We start from the raw sequence: 13,446 nt of genomic DNA, 5'->3' as shown, positions 1-13,446 counted from the left end.
GTCACATCAGGGAAACGAGCGTCTCGCGCACCGCGTCGGCGCGGATCGGCAGCGGCCCGGGCTGGCTCAGCACCGCCACCCGGCCCGGCAGGTCCATGTGGGCGCGCAGGTACTTGTGGAACTGCGCGCCGTGGCTCTGCTCGACGATCAGCACCGTGGTGACGCCGGCCAGCGCCTCGGCCAGGGCCGCGGTCCGCAAGGGCGCCAGCAGGCGCAGCGACACCAGGCGCACCCGCCTGCCCTCGGCGCGCAGGCGGGCGGCCGCCTCGCGCGCCGCCCCGGTGACCGAGCCCCAGGTGAGGACCGCCACCTCGCCCTCGCCCTCGACGTCGGCCCACAGGGCGCCGTAGTCGTGGCGCTCCAGCTTGCGCAGGCGCTTGTCGAGCTGGGTGTGATGGTCCGACGCCTGGCTGGAGGGCAGGGCGCTCTCGGCGTGCTCCAGCCCGTCGGCGGTGTGCTCGCCGCCCGGCATGCCGGGGATCGCCGTGGGGGAGACGCCGCTCTCGGTCACGGCGTAGCGCTTGAAGCCGCCGGCGAGGCCGTCGGCCAGCAGGCGCTCGGCCCGGTGGGGGATCTCGGCCGGCTTGTCGACCACGGCGCGGCTCTGGCCCATGGCCTGGTCGGACAGCACGACGCAGGGGCTCTGCAGCGCCTCGGCCAGGTGGACCGCCCACTGGGTGGCGGTGAGGCAGTCGGCGATGGAGTTGGGCGCCACCACCAGGTGCGGCGCGTCGCCGTGCAGGCCGTAGACGGCGATGTTGAGGTCGGACTGCTCCGACTTGGTCGGGATGCCGGTGGAGGGGCCGCCGCGCATCACGTCGACGACGACGACCGGCGTCTCGGAGGCCTGCGACAGGCCCAGCGCCTCGATCATCAGGGACAGGCCGGGGCCGGCGGTGGCGGTGAGCGAGGGCACGCCGCCGAACGAGGCGCCGATGCACATGTTGATGGAGGCCAACTCGTCCTCGGCCTGCACCAGCGTGCCGCCGGTGCGCGCGAGGTTGGGCGCCAGCCACTCCAGGATCTCGGTCGCCGGGGTGATGGGATAGGCGGCGCAGAAGCGCACCCCGGCCTTCAGCGCGCCGAAGCCGGCCGCCTCGTTGCCCGAGATGTTCCAGCGCACCGCGTCCGCGGCCGGCTGCGGCGGCGCCAGCTCGAGGCCGAGATGCCAGCCGGCGACCGCCTTGGCGCCGGCCTCGGCGCCGGCGAGCGACGCCTGCACGGCGGCCGGCCCCTTCTTGCCCAGCGCCCGGTCGACCACCGCCTCGATGCCGCGGCGCGGCAGCCCGACGATGGCGGCGATGGCGCCGAGCCCCACCATGTTGACGCGGCCGCCGGGGATCGACGCGGCCCATTCCTTGATCGGCAGCTCGATCCGCCGGGCGCCGCTGGCGGCCAGCGCCGCCGGCACCTCGCCCTGGGCGGGGTCGGTGACGATGACGCTGTCGGCGGTCAGCGGCAGCTCGGCGGTGAAGCGCTCGACGTTCTGCCAGTCGAAGGCGACGACCAGGTCGAAGCGGTCGCCCGGCCCGTGCACCGGCCGCGGCGACAGACGGACGAAGGCGGCCGCCTCGCCGCCGCGGATCTGCGGCCCGGAGGAGCGCGACATCAGCCCGTACCAGCCGACGTTGGCCGCCGCGTCCAGCAGCATCTGCCCGGCCGTCATGACGCCGGCGCCGCCGCTGCCCACCAGGGCGATCGTGACCGAATCCACCGTCATCGCTGCGTCCTTCCTCCCCTCGTGCCAAGGTCCATCCGCGACGGTTCAGGTCCTACGCGGCTTCTTGGGAGCAAGGAAATGATCTGGAGCAACGCAATCGGAAAAGGCCGCGAATTGCCGCAGGCGATGCGAATCGCTCGCAGCCGCCGCGGTCAGGCGGGATCGCCGTCGTCGGCGTAGCGCTCCTCGGTCCAGGGATCGCCGTGGTTGTGGTAGCCGCGGACTTCCCAATAGCCCGGCTGGTCCTCGGCGGCGAAGGTGATGCGCTTGACCCACTTGGCGCTCTTCCAGAAGTAGAGCTTGGGCACGACCACCCGCAGCGGCCCGCCATGGTCCAGCTCCAGCGGCGCGTCCTGCCAGTGGGTCGCCAGCAGCACGTCGTCGTCGTCGAAGGCCGACAGCGGCAGGTTGGTGGTGTAGGTGTCGTAGGACTGGAACAGGACGAAGCGCGCCTCCGGCCGCGGCCGGACCGCCGACAGCAGGTGGCGGGCGGAGATCCCCCGCCAGCGGTTGTCGTAGCGCGACCAGGTGGTGACGCAATGGATGTCCGACACGCTGTCGGTCTGCGGCTGGGCGGCGACGTCGTCCTGCTTCCACACCAGCGGTGTCTCCACCAGCCCGTCGACCGTCAGGCGCCACAGCCGCGGGTCGATGCGCGGCTGCACCCCGAGGTCGAGCACCGGCCAGTTGGTGACGAGGTGCTGGCCGGGCGGCAGGCGGTCGCGCCGCGGGTCGGCGGTTCCGCCGGTGAGGCCGCGCCCCTCGCGGGCCCACTTCTCCTTGGTCTCGATCAGCTTGCGGTTGATCTCGTCGGACATGCCGGGCTCCCTCGGTTCGCGTGTCGGCTGGCGGAAAGGGTGCTGGGACAAAACGCGAAGAATGAAAGTATGGAAGCATCGTTCATCCTTCCATCCTTCGCGTTCTAGATCCGCACGCCGTCCGCCAGCCAATCCGTCACCCCGCGGGCGGCGCGGACGCCGCTGGCGAAGCAGGCCTGCAGGAGGTAGCCGCCGGTCGGCGCCTCCCAGTCCAGCATCTCGCCGGCGACGAAGACGCCGGGCAGGGCCTCGAGCATCAGCCCGCCGTCGACCGCCGCGAAGCGCACGCCGCCGGCGGTGGAGATGGCGCGGTCGAGCGGCCGCACCCCGGTGATCACCACGGACAGCCCCTTGAGCTGCCCGGCCAGCGCCGCCGGGTCGTTGAGCGCCTCGCGCGGCGCGAACTCGCGCAGCAGCGCCGCCCGCACGCCGGTCAGCGCGAACGCCTTCTTCAGGAAGGTCGCCAGGGATTCCGCGCCGCGCCGGTCGAGGCGCCGCCGCACCTCGGCCGCCGCCAGATCGGGCAGCAGGTCGACGGTGAGAGCCGCCCAGCCGTCGCGCTCCACCGCGTCGCGCAGGGGAGCGCCGAGGGCATAGACCGCGCCGCCCTCGATGCCGGTGGCGGTGACGACGAACTCGCCCTTCACCCGGCGCTCGCCGAACGCCAGGGCCACCGGCTTGACCGGCTGCCCCTCGAAGCGCTCGCGCAGATGGTCCGACCACGGCACCTCGAAGCCGACGTTGGCCGGGCGCAGCGGCGCCAGCGCCACGCCGCGGCCGGCCAGCAGCTCGGTCCAGGCGCCGTCGGAGCCGGTGCGCGGCCAGCTCGCCCCGCCGAGCGCCAGCACCGCGGCGCGCGCCCGCACCGCCACGGCGCCGGAGGGCGCGTCGAAGCGCAGCGCCCCGTCGTCGCCCCAGCCGAGCCAGCGGTGGCGGGTGTGCAGCGTCACCCCGCGGTCGGCGAGGCGGCGCAGCCACGCCCGCACCAAGGTCGACGCCTTCATCTGCACCGGGAACACCCGGCCGGAGCTGCCGACGAAGGTCTCCACCCCCAGCCCCGCCGCCCAGGCCCGCAGGTCGTCCGGCGAGAACCCCGCCAGCCACGCGCGGATCGCGGCCTGCCGCTCGCCGTAGCGGCCGAGGAAGGCGTCCAGCGGCTCGGAATGCGTGAGGTTCAGCCCACCGCGGCCGGCCAGCAGCAGCTTGCGCGCCGGCGTCGGCATCCGCTCGAACACCCGCACGGCCAGCCCGTGCCCGGCCAGCACCTCGGCCGCCATCAACCCGGCCGGGCCGGCGCCGACCACCGCAACGTCGCACTGGAGGGAGTCGTTCAAGGGAGTGGTCCTGGACGATCGGAAGCGGGGGGGACGGGATAAACCCGCACGCCGTCCGCCACCGCCTTGCCGTAAAAGCCGTGCCCCTCGGCCAGGAAGCCGGCCAGACGCGCGGCTGGAACGACCACGACGTCGGTCCGCTCGGCGCCGGGCAGCCCCCGGGCGTCGAACACCACCGCCTCGTCGTCCGTCACCACGAGGAGGTCGATGTCGGAGTGCCCGTCGAAGGTGCCGCGCGCCCAGGACCCGAAGAGGACGACCTCGCGCACGCCCTGCGGCGCGCGGGCCGCCAGGGCATTCCGCAACGACGCGATGACCGCCTCGCGGCGGCGGCGGCGGGCGGCGGCGGTCGCCGGGGGAAGACGGTCAACGGCCGAGGACATGGGACTGCACCAGGTCGACCAGGCGCTCGGCGGCGGCGACCGCTTCGACCGCCTGCGCGCGGGTCAGCAGGTCGGACGGGGCGATCGTCTCGTCGCCGATGGGATAACGTGCCATCACGTTGAACTGGGTGAGCACGCGGGCATCGTCCAGCGCCGTTCGAGGAAGGTCCAGCCCCGCCTCCCCGCCGATGCGGTCGAGCAGGGCCACCAGGTTGTGCCCCCACACCATGTCCGCACCGAGCGCCAGGAGCGCCGCCTTGAGCATCTTCTCCGCCGCCTGCGACGCGGCGTAGCAGGTCCAGTCGTTGCTGCCGTCCGCGAGCGCCCTGCGGGCGTGCGTCAGATCGGCCTGCGACTGCCGGACCCACGCGGCAACGCGCTCGGACATGGCGACCTCCTTGCGAAGCGCCTCAGGGCAACGCGTCCGGTCCTCCCTGTCAAGCGGGCATAGCGGAACCCGGACGAAAAGGGGCGCCCCCTCGCGGGAGCGCCCCCTTCCGTTCGGTCGGTGGACGGAACGACGCGGGCTTAGAAGCCCATGTCGCCCATGCCGCCCATGCCGCCCATGTCGCCGCCCGGCATCGCCGGGGCCTTCTTCTCCGGCTTCTCGGCCACCATGGCTTCGGTGGTGATCAGCAGGCCGGCCACCGAGGCGGCGTCCTGCAGCGCGGTGCGCACCACCTTCACCGGGTCGATGATGCCTTCCGACACCATGTCGCAGTAGGCGCCCTTCTGGGCGTCGTAGCCGTAGTTGGCGTCGCCCTGCTCGAGCAGCTTGCCGACGATGATCGAGCCGTCGGTGCCGGCGTTGTAGGCGATCTGCCGGATCGGCGCCTGCAGGGCGCGGCGGACGATGTCGACGCCGACGCGCTGGTCGTCGTCGGCCGGCTTCAGGGCGTCGAGCGCCTTGGCGGCGTAGAGCAGCGCGGTGCCGCCGCCGGCGACGATGCCCTCCTCGACGGCCGCACGGGTGGCGTGCATGGCGTCGTCGACGCGGTCCTTGCGCTCCTTCACCTCGACCTCGGTGGCGCCGCCGACGCGGATGACGGCCACGCCGCCGGCCAGCTTCGCCAGACGCTCCTGCAGCTTCTCGCGGTCGTAGTCCGAGGTGGTCTCCTCGATCTGCGCGCGGATCTGGGTGCAGCGGGCCTGGATGTCCTCCTTGCCGCCGGCGCCGTCGACGATCGTGGTGTTCTCCTTGGAGATCACGACCTTCTTGGCGGTGCCCAGCATGTCGATGGTGACGTTCTCGAGCTTGATGCCGAGGTCTTCGCTGATGACCTGGCCGCCGGTCAGGATGGCCATGTCCTCGAGCATCGCCTTGCGGCGGTCACCGAAGCCCGGCGCCTTGACGGCCGCGACCTTCAGGCCGCCGCGCAGCTTGTTGACCACCAGGGTGGCCAGCGCCTCGCCCTCGACGTCCTCGGCGATGATCAGCAGCGGACGCGACGACTGGACCACCGACTCCAGGACCGGCAGCAGGGCCTGCAGGCCGGACAGCTTCTTCTCGTGGAGCAGGATGAAGGGGTTCTCCAGCTCCGTGATCATCTTGTCGGCGTTGGTGATGAAGTACGGGCTGAGGTAGCCGCGGTCGAACTGCATGCCCTCGACGACCTCGAGCTCGGTCTCGAGCGACTTGGCCTCCTCGACCGTGATGACGCCCTCGTTGCCGACCTTCTCCATGGCCTGGGCGATCATCGCGCCGATCTCGGCCTCGCCGTTGGCGGAGATGGTGCCGACCTGGGCGATCTCGCCGTTGGTGGTGACCTTCTTGGCGCGCGCCTTGATGTCGTTCACGACGGCCTCGACGGCCATGTCGATGCCGCGCTTCAGGTCCATCGGGTTCATGCCGGCGGCCACGGCCTTGACGCCCTCGCGGACGATGGCCTGGGCGAGAACCGTCGCCGTGGTGGTGCCGTCGCCGGCCAGGTCGTTCGTCTTCGACGCGACCTCACGCACCATCTGGGCGCCCATGTTCTCGAACTTGTCGGCCAGCTCGATCTCCTTGGCGACGGTCACGCCGTCCTTGGTGATCCGCGGCGCGCCGAACGACTTCTCGATGACCACGTTGCGGCCCTTCGGGCCCAGCGTCACCTTCACGGCGTCGGCGAGGATGTCCACGCCGCGCAGCATCTTCTCGCGAGCGCCCGTGGAGAACTTGACGTCCTTGGCAGCCATTCGTTGATTCCTCTGAATTCGCTATTCGGTTGGACACTCAGGAGCAGCAGAGACCGTTCAGGCCTCGATGATGCCCATGATGTCGGACTCCTTCATGATCAGGTAGTCCTCGCCGTCGATCTTCACCTCGGTGCCCGACCACTTGCCGAACAGGATGCGGTCGCCCGCCTTGACGTCGAGGGCGACGATCTTGCCGTTCTCGTCGCGCGCGCCGGGGCCGACGGCGACGATCTCGCCCTCCTGCGGCTTCTCCTTGGCGGTGTCGGGGATGATGATCCCGCCCTTGGTCTTGGTGTCGGACTCCAGACGCTTGACGACGACGCGGTCGTGCAGCGGACGGAACTTCATGATGGTTGCCTCCTGGGTATCAAGGCGCTTTAAGGAATGCGGGCCGGATGGCGGGTGTTGTTAGCACTCTCCCCCGGTGAGTGCCAGACAGCTAATGGAGTACCGTCGCGGATTCAAGAGCCGTGTGCGACGAAATCCGCCAGCTCCTGGCAGCAGACCTGGCGCCATGCTGCTAAAGCATTGAAAAGGAACAACAAACGGTCTTGCGCGTTGACCTGGGCAATGGCACGATTCGGGCAAAGTGACACGTTCTCCGGCGGCGCGCAGCGCCTCAGGAGGACGTCTGCCGGACGGACGTACGTGCCCATGCCCCGGTGGCATCGAAGGAGACTGCGCATGGCCAATTTGGCTCTCCAGCTTCGCGACTACCGCCTGACGACGGCGGAAATCCTCTACCACATGCCCGACCATCCCGGCCTCCTGCAGAGCTACGTCTGGCAGGACCTCGACCTCGCCCCGCGCTACCCGGTGCTGCGGCGGTTCCTCGACTTCTGGCACGCCAACCTCGACGGCCGGCTGCACTCGGTCCGCCTGGGCAGCCGGACCATCGTCTCGCAGGCCGAGCTGCGGGTCGCCGCGGAGTGGCGCCTGCACTGACCGGGGCTCCCCGCCCGCACACAAAACCCACGCCGCTGTGACGGCCGTCACAGCCGCCGCCGGCGCGATTGTCTAAAATTTTAGGCAATCGCGCCGGCCGCCGTTCGCCCGGAGGCCCGTGGGCGCGGCGACCGGCGGAGGGGGCGGGAATGGGTGACGGAACGGGCGGGATGCACCGGGTCGGTCCCGACGAGGAGCGGTCCGATCCCTGGCTGAGCGAGGTGGTGCTGGAGTTCGCCACCCTGGCCGGCGTGTTCGCCCTGCTGTTCGGGCTGTTCTTCCTCGTCCAGGCGCTGAAGGACCTGCCGGCGTGACGCGCGGCGGGCCGCCGCCGGACGGCGGGGAGGGGCCGCCGCCGGACGGCCGGAAGGGAGATGCGGACGGGCCGGACCGCGCCGCCGCCTCGGCGGAGACCTTCCTGGCGGTGGCCATGGCGGGCGGCGTGCTCGCCCTGCTCGCCACCGCGGCGTATCTGCTGCGCCTGTTCGGCTGGCTCGACTGAGCCCGACCGGTCAGGTGCGCCGCGCGGTGACGACGATGCGGCGGCTGCCCGCCGACCAGTCGGCGTCCTCGAAGTCGCCGGCGACCCGCTCCACCGCGAAGCCGGCGGCGTCGAGCATCAGCTCCGCCTCCCAGCGGAAGATCATCCGCCAGGAGAAGCCGTATTCGGTGATCCGCACCGTGCCGTCCGCCAGCATCTCCTCGTAGACGCCGTAGACGCGCTGGCGCTGCTCGTCGTCGAGGCGGCTGTGCAGGGAGTGCCGGACGTAGCTGTTCCCCGTCGCCGGGTTGCGCCGCGGCTCGGAGATGCCGGGCGAGCCCTGCGCCTCGAAGGGCAGGGTCAGCGGATTCATGAGATCGAGCGCCAGCAGCGCGCCGGGGGCGAGGTGGGCGGCCAGCGCCGCCAGCGTCCGCCGCTGCTCGGCGAAGGCCGGGATCAGCATCAGCACGTTGAACGGCAGGGCGGCGAAGGCGAAGTCGCGGCGCGGCAGGTCGAGGCAGGCACCGTCCTGGCGCACCACGTGGACGCGGGCGCGTACCTCCGCCGGTTCGGCCGCCAGCTTGGCGCGCAGCCGGTCCAGCATCGCCTCGTTCACGTCGACGGCGTAGGTCTCCAGCCCCATGCGGGCCAGCGGTATGGCGAGCCGGCCGGTGCCGCAGCCGACCTCCAGCACCGGGCCGCGCCGGCCGGCGGCGGCGCGGCGCGCCGTCTCCTTGTAGAAGGCGACGTCGCCGAGGACGCCGAGACGCGCCAGGCGGGCGACGTCTTCGGCGCGCACCGCGCCCTCCTCCAGCGAGGGAAACTCGGCGTCGTAGTAGAGGATCGTGGCGTCGGTCGCCGGCACGTCCTTGTTCATGGGGAACGGCTCTCCCGGGTGATTGGGCAAGACCCTATACCCGCTCCGGTGAAACCGGCTAGGGTGCGGCCATGATCGTTCTCGGCATCGAAACCAGCTGTGACGAGACGGCGGCGGCCGTCGTCACCGACGGCCGCGTCGTCCGCGCCGACGTGGTCCTCTCGCAGATCGCCGACCACACGCCCTACGGCGGCGTCGTGCCGGAGGTGGCGGCGCGCGCCCACCTCGACCATCTCGACGGCCTGGTCCGGCGGGCGCTGGACGAGGCCGGCGTGGGGCTCGGCGACCTCGACGCGGTGGCGGCGACGGGCGGCCCCGGCCTGATCGGCGGCGTCATCGTCGGCGTGCTGACGGCCAAGGCGATCTGCGCCGCCCGGCGCCTCCCCTTCGTCGCCGTCAACCATCTGGAAGGGCACGCCCTCACCGCGCGCCTGACCGACGGCGTCGACTTCCCCTATCTGCTGCTGCTGGTGTCGGGCGGCCATTGCCAGTTGCTGGTGGTGGAAGGGGTCGGGCGCTACCGCCGCCTCGGCACCACCATCGACGACGCGGTGGGCGAGGCGTTCGACAAGACCGCCAAGCTGATCGGCCTCGGCTATCCCGGCGGGCCGCAGGTGGAGCGGGCGGCGGCGGCCGGCAATCCCGGCCGCTTCCCCCTGCCCAAGCCGATGCTGGGGCGGCCGGGCTGCGACTTCTCCTTTTCCGGCCTCAAGGCGGCGGTGCGGCGGACGGTGGACGGGCTGCCCGATCCGCTGGCCGAGGCCGACCGCAACGACCTGGCCGCCGCCTTCCAGGCGGCGGTCGCCGACGTCATGGCCGACCGCTGCCGCCGCGCCATCCGCCAGTTCCGCCGCGACCACCCGCAGGGCGGCGCCCTGGTGGTGGCCGGCGGGGTGGCCGCCAACCGGGCGTTGCGCGGTCGCCTGGCCGAGCTGGCGGCGGCCGAGGGGCTGCCCTTCGTGGCGCCGCCGCTGCGCCTGTGCACCGACAACGCGGCGATGATCGCCTGGGCCGGCATCGAGCGCCTGCGCCTCGGCCACACCGACCCCCTCGACTTCGCGCCGCGCCCGCGCTGGCCCCTCGACCCGACGGCCCGGCCGGCCATCGGCCGCCCCGACGTCGGGGCGGGGGTGAAGGCGTAGCCCTACGCGGTCGGCTGCTGGTAGGGGTTGACGCGGATCTCGACGCGCCGGTTCATGGCGCGCCCCTCGGCGGTGGCGTTGGTGGCGACCGGGTTGGCCTCGCCGCGGCCGGCGGTGAGGATGCGGGCGGGCTGCACGCCGCGGCTGACCAGGAAGTCGGCGACCGCCTGGGCGCGCTGCTGCGACAGGGTCTGGTTGTAGGCGTCGGCGCCGGTGTCGTCGGTGTAGCCGATGATGTCGATGGTGGTCTGCGGGTTCTGCGACAGCACCCGCCCGACGTCGTTCAGCGACTGCTGCGCCTGCGGCAGCAGCACCGCCGAATCGTGGGCGAAGGTGATGCCGCTCGGCACCGTCAGCACGATGGTCTCCTGCTGGCGCTGCACGTTGACCTGCGTGTTGGCCAGCTCCTGGCGGAACTGCTGCTCCTGGCGGTCCATGTAGTAGCCGGCGGCACCGCCGGCCAGCGCGCCGATGCCGGCGCCGATCAGCGCCTTCTGGCGGCGGTCGACGGCGCCGTCGCCGACCAGGGCGCCGACCGCGGCGCCGCCGAGCGCGCCGAGCACGGCGCCGCCGCCGGTGTTGCCGATGCCGCCCTGTTGCTGGCCGTAGGGGCCCTGCTGGGCGCAGCCGGCGATTCCGGTGGCGAGCGCGCCGGCGATCAGGGCGGCGGCGACGGGTTTGCGGTGCAGCATGATCTCCTCCGTGTTCTTCGCGGTCCGCCGGGACGCGGGCGGACTTCGACCTACAACGCTCCAGCCGCCGGTTTGTTTTGCTTTTGCGGTCGTCCGCCCGGTCGCCTATGCATGGCGGAGCGCGGACGGGGAGGCATGGGCATGATGGAGAATGTTCGGCGGGTCGGCGTCGTCGGCGGCGGCGCCTGGGGCACGGCGATGGCGCTGGCGGCGTTGCGCGCCGGCCGCGAGACGCTGCTGTGGGCGCGCGAGCCGGCGGTGGCGGCGGCGATCGCCCGCGACCGCGAGAACCCCGATTACCTGCCGGGCGTCGCCTTGCCGGCGGAGCTGGCGGCGACCGCCGAGCTGGCCGATCTCGCCGGCTGCGACGCGGTGCTGCTGGTCACGCCGGCCCAGCACCTGCGCACCGTCGCCGGGCGCCTGGCGCCGCACCTCAGGCCGGGGGCGCCCGCGGTGATCTGCGCCAAGGGGATCGAGATCGAGACGACCGCCCTGATGACCGAGGCGGTGGGCGCGGCGCTGCCGGCGGGAACCCCGCTGGCGGTGCTGTCCGGGCCGACCTTCGCCGCGGAGGTGGCGCGCGGCCTGCCCACCGCGGTGACCCTGGCCTGCGCCGACCCGGTGCTCGGGCCCCGTCTGCGGGAAGCGCTGGGAAGCCTGACCTTCCGTCCCTATCTGACGGACGACCTGGTCGGCGCCCAGGTCGGCGGGGCGGTCAAGAACGTGCTGGCCATCGCCTGCGGCGTGGTCGTCGGGCGCCGGCTCGGCGACAACGCGCGCGCCGCCCTGATCACCCGCGGCCTCGCCGAGATCACCCGTCTCGCCGTGGCGCTGGGCGGCCGGGCGGAGACACTGATGGGGCTGTCCGGGCTCGGCGACCTGACCCTGACCTGCTCCAGCCTGCAGTCGCGCAACATGTCGCTCGGCGCGGCGCTGGGGGAGGGGCGGACCCTGGCCGAGGTGCTGGGCGAACGCCGCTCGGTGGCCGAGGGCGTCTACACCGCCCGCGCCGTGGTCGGGCTGGCCGGCCGGCTCGGCGTCGACATGCCGATCTGCCGCGCCGTCGACGCCATCCTCAACGGCGGCGCCGGCCTCGACGACACCATCCGCGGCCTGCTGTCGCGGCCCTTCCGCGAGGAAGAGGGATAAGGAACGAATGGACGAAGCGAACAAGCGGACCTGCGGCGACTGCACGCTGTGCTGCAAGCTGATGGGGGTCCCCGAACTGAAGAAGCCGGCGGCGCGCTGGTGCGACGCCTGCGACCGCGGCAGCGGCTGCACCGTCTACGCGGAGCGCCCGCCGTCCTGCCGGAACTTCGAGTGCTTCTGGCTGATGGACGAGGCCTTCCCCGACGACCTGCGCCCCGACCGCATCCACGCGCTCGCCTGGTTCAACGACACCCCCGACAGCGCCGTGCTGCACGTCGACCCGGCCCACCCCAGGGCCTTGCGCAGCGCCCCCGTCGACGCCCTGATCCAGGCGCTGCTCAAGGTCTACGCCCGCGTCTTCGTGATGTGCGGCAAGGACAGCGCCATGCTGACCCGCTGAGGGGGCGGAAGCCGCGGCGGGCCGCTCGCCGGCACGCCGCGGCTTCCGCCCCGCCACCGGTTGCGCTAGGGTCGCCCGACCGAAAGGGGAGGGAGATCCCATGCTGTTCATGTTCCACTGCGTCGACAAGGCCGGTGCCGCCGAGATCCGCACCGCCAACCGCGCCACCCACCTGGAGTATCTCGAGGCCAACCGCGACCGCATCGTCGTCGCCGGGCCGCTGCTGTCGGACGACGGCGCCGGCATGGTCGGCAGCCTGCTGATCGTCGAGTGCGCCGACCGCGCCGCCGCCGACGCCTTCGCCGCCGCCGACCCCTACGCCAAGGCCGGCCTGTTCGAGAGCGTCGAGATCCGGCCCTGGCGCCGGGTCTATCCCAAGGGCTGAGGAGACGTCGGCATGGCCCGCTGGCTGCTGAAGTCGGAGCCCTTCAAGTATTCCTGGGAGCGCATGGTCGCCGACGGCACCACCCACTGGGACGGCGTGCGCAACCACCAGGCCGCCAACAACCTGAAGGCCATGAAGCGCGGCGACCGCGCGTTCTTCTACCACTCGAACGAGGGGCTGGAGATCGTCGGCGTGGTCGAGGTGGCGCGGGAGTACTACCCCGATCCCTCCGACCCCGCCGGGCGCTTCGGCATGGTCGACGTGGCGGCGGTCATGCCGGTGGCCACGCCGGTGACGCTCAAGCGGATGAAGGACGATCCGCTGCTCGCCAACATGGCCCTGGTGCGCCAGTCGCGCCTCTCCGTGTGCCCGGTGACCGACGCCGAATGGGCGCACATCTGCCAGCTGGCGGGAATCGCCGCGTAGACGGAACGCCCTGCGCCGGCCGGTCTCCGGCCGGCGTCGCCGGGTCTAAACCGGCTCCCGGCCGGCCCCCACCGCCTCGGTGCCGATGGTCTCGGCGAAGTCGCCGGCCGCCCGCAGCATCCGGCGCGCCAGCGCCCGCACCTCGGCGGCGGCGACGGCGTAACCCTGGCCGTCCTCGCCGGGCGCGGCCGGCGGCAGGGCGTTCAGCGTCGCGTCGATCACCATCAGGTTGGTGCGGTTGGTCATCTGGGTCAGCCGGCCGGTCAGGTCGCTGCCGCCCGTGCTGCCGTCCGCCGTGGTGCTGGTGGTCATGGATCGTGTCGTGGTGCTGGGGGCGTCGAACGGACGTCACGCTACGCCCGGTCGGTTAAGGGCACGTTAAGCGGCGTGCGGCGGCGGCAAGGCCGGACGGGGTGCGGCATGGCGTCGCATCCCCGTGTGCGTTGCAACGGCGACTTGCCTGCCGTGCCGACATTGCGGCGCAGCAAAATCGGTGGCGCCAACCGCTCGTGCGGC

Annotated in this window: 18 protein-coding genes; 8 read left to right on the top strand and 10 right to left on the bottom strand. The window is 72.5% G+C overall.

Annotated features, from left to right (window positions below; translation table 11 throughout):
• Nucleotide 1: 1 nt before the first annotated feature.
• The 7 genes from ACSBPG_RS00260 to groES form a co-directional block, all read right to left on the bottom strand.
• The gene (locus ACSBPG_RS00260; protein ID WP_435535076.1) at nucleotides 2–1,720 is read right to left on the bottom strand and encodes a 2-oxoacid:acceptor oxidoreductase subunit alpha; all 1,719 of its coding nucleotides are present in this window, start codon (nucleotides 1,718–1,720) and stop codon (nucleotides 2–4) included.
• A 152-nt stretch (nucleotides 1,721–1,872) separates the two neighbouring features.
• Entirely contained in the window at nucleotides 1,873–2,538 is a 666-nt protein-coding gene (locus ACSBPG_RS00255) for a sulfite oxidase-like oxidoreductase (RefSeq protein ID WP_435535075.1), read from the bottom strand.
• A 104-nt stretch (nucleotides 2,539–2,642) separates the two neighbouring features.
• Nucleotides 2,643–3,872: a TIGR03862 family flavoprotein gene (locus ACSBPG_RS00250; protein ID WP_435535074.1), complete on the bottom strand. Its 1,230-nt coding sequence runs from the start codon at nucleotides 3,870–3,872 to the stop codon at nucleotides 2,643–2,645.
• Nucleotides 3,869–4,255 carry a nucleotidyltransferase domain-containing protein gene (locus ACSBPG_RS00245; protein WP_435535073.1) on the bottom strand — a complete coding sequence of 129 codons (387 nt, stop codon included), beginning with the start codon at nucleotides 4,253–4,255 and terminating at the stop codon, nucleotides 3,869–3,871. Before ACSBPG_RS00245 ends, ACSBPG_RS00250 begins: the two co-directional genes overlap by 4 nt.
• Nucleotides 4,239–4,643: a HEPN domain-containing protein gene (locus ACSBPG_RS00240; RefSeq protein ID WP_435535072.1), complete on the bottom strand. Its 405-nt coding sequence runs from the start codon at nucleotides 4,641–4,643 to the stop codon at nucleotides 4,239–4,241. The genes ACSBPG_RS00245 and ACSBPG_RS00240 overlap by 17 nt, the downstream gene beginning before the upstream one ends.
• A gap of 140 nt (nucleotides 4,644–4,783) precedes the next feature.
• Nucleotides 4,784–6,433: a chaperonin GroEL gene (groL, locus tag ACSBPG_RS00235; protein ID WP_435535071.1), complete on the bottom strand. Its 1,650-nt coding sequence runs from the start codon at nucleotides 6,431–6,433 to the stop codon at nucleotides 4,784–4,786.
• Between the two features lie 57 nt (nucleotides 6,434–6,490).
• Nucleotides 6,491–6,781, bottom strand: a complete 291-nt coding sequence (gene groES, locus ACSBPG_RS00230) for a co-chaperone GroES (protein ID WP_435535070.1) — start codon at nucleotides 6,779–6,781, stop codon at nucleotides 6,491–6,493.
• Nucleotides 6,782–7,117: 336 nt separating this feature from the next.
• On the opposite strand from groES, the gene ACSBPG_RS00225 reads away from it, so the two are divergent.
• From ACSBPG_RS00225 to ACSBPG_RS00215, 3 genes are all read left to right on the top strand, one after another.
• Nucleotides 7,118–7,378 (top strand): usg protein, encoded by a 261-nt coding sequence (locus ACSBPG_RS00225; RefSeq protein ID WP_435535069.1) that lies wholly within the window; start codon nucleotides 7,118–7,120, stop codon nucleotides 7,376–7,378.
• Between the two features lie 149 nt (nucleotides 7,379–7,527).
• The gene (locus tag ACSBPG_RS00220) at nucleotides 7,528–7,692 is read left to right on the top strand and encodes a hypothetical protein (protein ID WP_435535068.1); all 165 of its coding nucleotides are present in this window, start codon (nucleotides 7,528–7,530) and stop codon (nucleotides 7,690–7,692) included.
• The gene (locus ACSBPG_RS00215; protein ID WP_435535067.1) at nucleotides 7,689–7,880 is read left to right on the top strand and encodes a hypothetical protein; all 192 of its coding nucleotides are present in this window, start codon (nucleotides 7,689–7,691) and stop codon (nucleotides 7,878–7,880) included. The genes ACSBPG_RS00220 and ACSBPG_RS00215 overlap by 4 nt, the downstream gene beginning before the upstream one ends.
• A 10-nt stretch (nucleotides 7,881–7,890) precedes the next feature.
• Here ACSBPG_RS00215 and ACSBPG_RS00210 read toward each other — a convergent pair whose 3' ends face one another.
• Nucleotides 7,891–8,736: a class I SAM-dependent methyltransferase gene (locus tag ACSBPG_RS00210; RefSeq protein WP_435535066.1), complete on the bottom strand. Its 846-nt coding sequence runs from the start codon at nucleotides 8,734–8,736 to the stop codon at nucleotides 7,891–7,893.
• Nucleotides 8,737–8,807: 71 nt separating this feature from the next.
• Here ACSBPG_RS00210 and tsaD point away from each other — a divergent pair, with 71 nt between their 5' ends.
• Nucleotides 8,808–9,878, top strand: a complete 1,071-nt coding sequence (tsaD, locus tag ACSBPG_RS00205) for a tRNA (adenosine(37)-N6)-threonylcarbamoyltransferase complex transferase subunit TsaD (RefSeq protein WP_435535065.1) — start codon at nucleotides 8,808–8,810, stop codon at nucleotides 9,876–9,878.
• 2 nt (nucleotides 9,879–9,880) lie between these two features.
• Here tsaD and ACSBPG_RS00200 read toward each other — a convergent pair whose 3' ends face one another.
• Nucleotides 9,881–10,570: an OmpA family protein gene (locus ACSBPG_RS00200; RefSeq protein WP_435535064.1), complete on the bottom strand. Its 690-nt coding sequence runs from the start codon at nucleotides 10,568–10,570 to the stop codon at nucleotides 9,881–9,883.
• Nucleotides 10,571–10,711: 141 nt separating this feature from the next.
• Here ACSBPG_RS00200 and ACSBPG_RS00195 point away from each other — a divergent pair, with 141 nt between their 5' ends.
• The 4 genes from ACSBPG_RS00195 (at nucleotide 10,712) to ACSBPG_RS00180 (ending at nucleotide 12,930) form a co-directional block, all read left to right on the top strand.
• The gene (locus tag ACSBPG_RS00195) at nucleotides 10,712–11,719 is read left to right on the top strand and encodes an NAD(P)H-dependent glycerol-3-phosphate dehydrogenase (protein WP_435535063.1); all 1,008 of its coding nucleotides are present in this window, start codon (nucleotides 10,712–10,714) and stop codon (nucleotides 11,717–11,719) included.
• Nucleotides 11,720–11,726: 7 nt separating this feature from the next.
• Nucleotides 11,727–12,119, top strand: coding sequence for a hypothetical protein (locus tag ACSBPG_RS00190; RefSeq protein ID WP_435535062.1), 393 nt, complete (start codon nucleotides 11,727–11,729; stop codon nucleotides 12,117–12,119).
• A 100-nt stretch (nucleotides 12,120–12,219) separates the two neighbouring features.
• Nucleotides 12,220–12,504, top strand: a complete 285-nt coding sequence (locus tag ACSBPG_RS00185; RefSeq protein ID WP_435535061.1) for a YciI family protein — start codon at nucleotides 12,220–12,222, stop codon at nucleotides 12,502–12,504.
• Nucleotides 12,505–12,516: 12 nt separating this feature from the next.
• Nucleotides 12,517–12,930: an EVE domain-containing protein gene (locus ACSBPG_RS00180; protein ID WP_435535060.1), complete on the top strand. Its 414-nt coding sequence runs from the start codon at nucleotides 12,517–12,519 to the stop codon at nucleotides 12,928–12,930.
• A 45-nt stretch (nucleotides 12,931–12,975) separates the two neighbouring features.
• On the opposite strand, the gene ACSBPG_RS00175 is transcribed toward ACSBPG_RS00180, so the two are convergent.
• Nucleotides 12,976–13,242, bottom strand: a complete 267-nt coding sequence (locus ACSBPG_RS00175; protein WP_435535059.1) for a methyl-accepting chemotaxis protein — start codon at nucleotides 13,240–13,242, stop codon at nucleotides 12,976–12,978.
• Nucleotides 13,243–13,446 lie beyond the last annotated feature (204 nt).

Origin of the sequence: Azospirillum sp. ST 5-10 (assembly GCF_051225715.1) — a bacterium.
Lineage (GTDB): Bacteria > Pseudomonadota > Alphaproteobacteria > Azospirillales > Azospirillaceae > Azospirillum.
Note: the sequence above shows the minus strand (reverse complement) of the source record. Positions and strands in the feature narration are given on the sequence as shown.

What these genes read in the sequence shown, in the direction of transcription:
- ACSBPG_RS00260 (WP_435535076.1), bottom strand. Translation starts at nt 1,720, where the DNA reads ATGACGGTGGATTCGGTCACGATCGCCCTGGTGGGCAGCGGCGGCGCC.
- ACSBPG_RS00255 (WP_435535075.1), bottom strand. Translation starts at nt 2,538, where the DNA reads ATGTCCGACGAGATCAACCGCAAGCTGATCGAGACCAAGGAGAAGTGG.
- ACSBPG_RS00245 (WP_435535073.1), bottom strand. Translation starts at nt 4,255, where the DNA reads ATGTCCTCGGCCGTTGACCGTCTTCCCCCGGCGACCGCCGCCGCCCGC.
- ACSBPG_RS00240 (WP_435535072.1), bottom strand. Translation starts at nt 4,643, where the DNA reads ATGTCCGAGCGCGTTGCCGCGTGGGTCCGGCAGTCGCAGGCCGATCTG.
- groL (WP_435535071.1), bottom strand. Translation starts at nt 6,433, where the DNA reads ATGGCTGCCAAGGACGTCAAGTTCTCCACGGGCGCTCGCGAGAAGATG.
- groES (WP_435535070.1), bottom strand. Translation starts at nt 6,781, where the DNA reads ATGAAGTTCCGTCCGCTGCACGACCGCGTCGTCGTCAAGCGTCTGGAG.
- ACSBPG_RS00225 (WP_435535069.1), top strand. Translation starts at nt 7,118, where the DNA reads ATGGCCAATTTGGCTCTCCAGCTTCGCGACTACCGCCTGACGACGGCG.
- ACSBPG_RS00220 (WP_435535068.1), top strand. Translation starts at nt 7,528, where the DNA reads ATGGGTGACGGAACGGGCGGGATGCACCGGGTCGGTCCCGACGAGGAG.
- ACSBPG_RS00210 (WP_435535066.1), bottom strand. Translation starts at nt 8,736, where the DNA reads ATGAACAAGGACGTGCCGGCGACCGACGCCACGATCCTCTACTACGAC.
- tsaD (WP_435535065.1), top strand. Translation starts at nt 8,808, where the DNA reads ATGATCGTTCTCGGCATCGAAACCAGCTGTGACGAGACGGCGGCGGCC.
- ACSBPG_RS00200 (WP_435535064.1), bottom strand. Translation starts at nt 10,570, where the DNA reads ATGCTGCACCGCAAACCCGTCGCCGCCGCCCTGATCGCCGGCGCGCTC.
- ACSBPG_RS00195 (WP_435535063.1), top strand. Translation starts at nt 10,712, where the DNA reads ATGATGGAGAATGTTCGGCGGGTCGGCGTCGTCGGCGGCGGCGCCTGG.
- ACSBPG_RS00190 (WP_435535062.1), top strand. Translation starts at nt 11,727, where the DNA reads ATGGACGAAGCGAACAAGCGGACCTGCGGCGACTGCACGCTGTGCTGC.
- ACSBPG_RS00185 (WP_435535061.1), top strand. Translation starts at nt 12,220, where the DNA reads ATGCTGTTCATGTTCCACTGCGTCGACAAGGCCGGTGCCGCCGAGATC.
- ACSBPG_RS00180 (WP_435535060.1), top strand. Translation starts at nt 12,517, where the DNA reads ATGGCCCGCTGGCTGCTGAAGTCGGAGCCCTTCAAGTATTCCTGGGAG.
- ACSBPG_RS00175 (WP_435535059.1), bottom strand. Translation starts at nt 13,242, where the DNA reads ATGACCACCAGCACCACGGCGGACGGCAGCACGGGCGGCAGCGACCTG.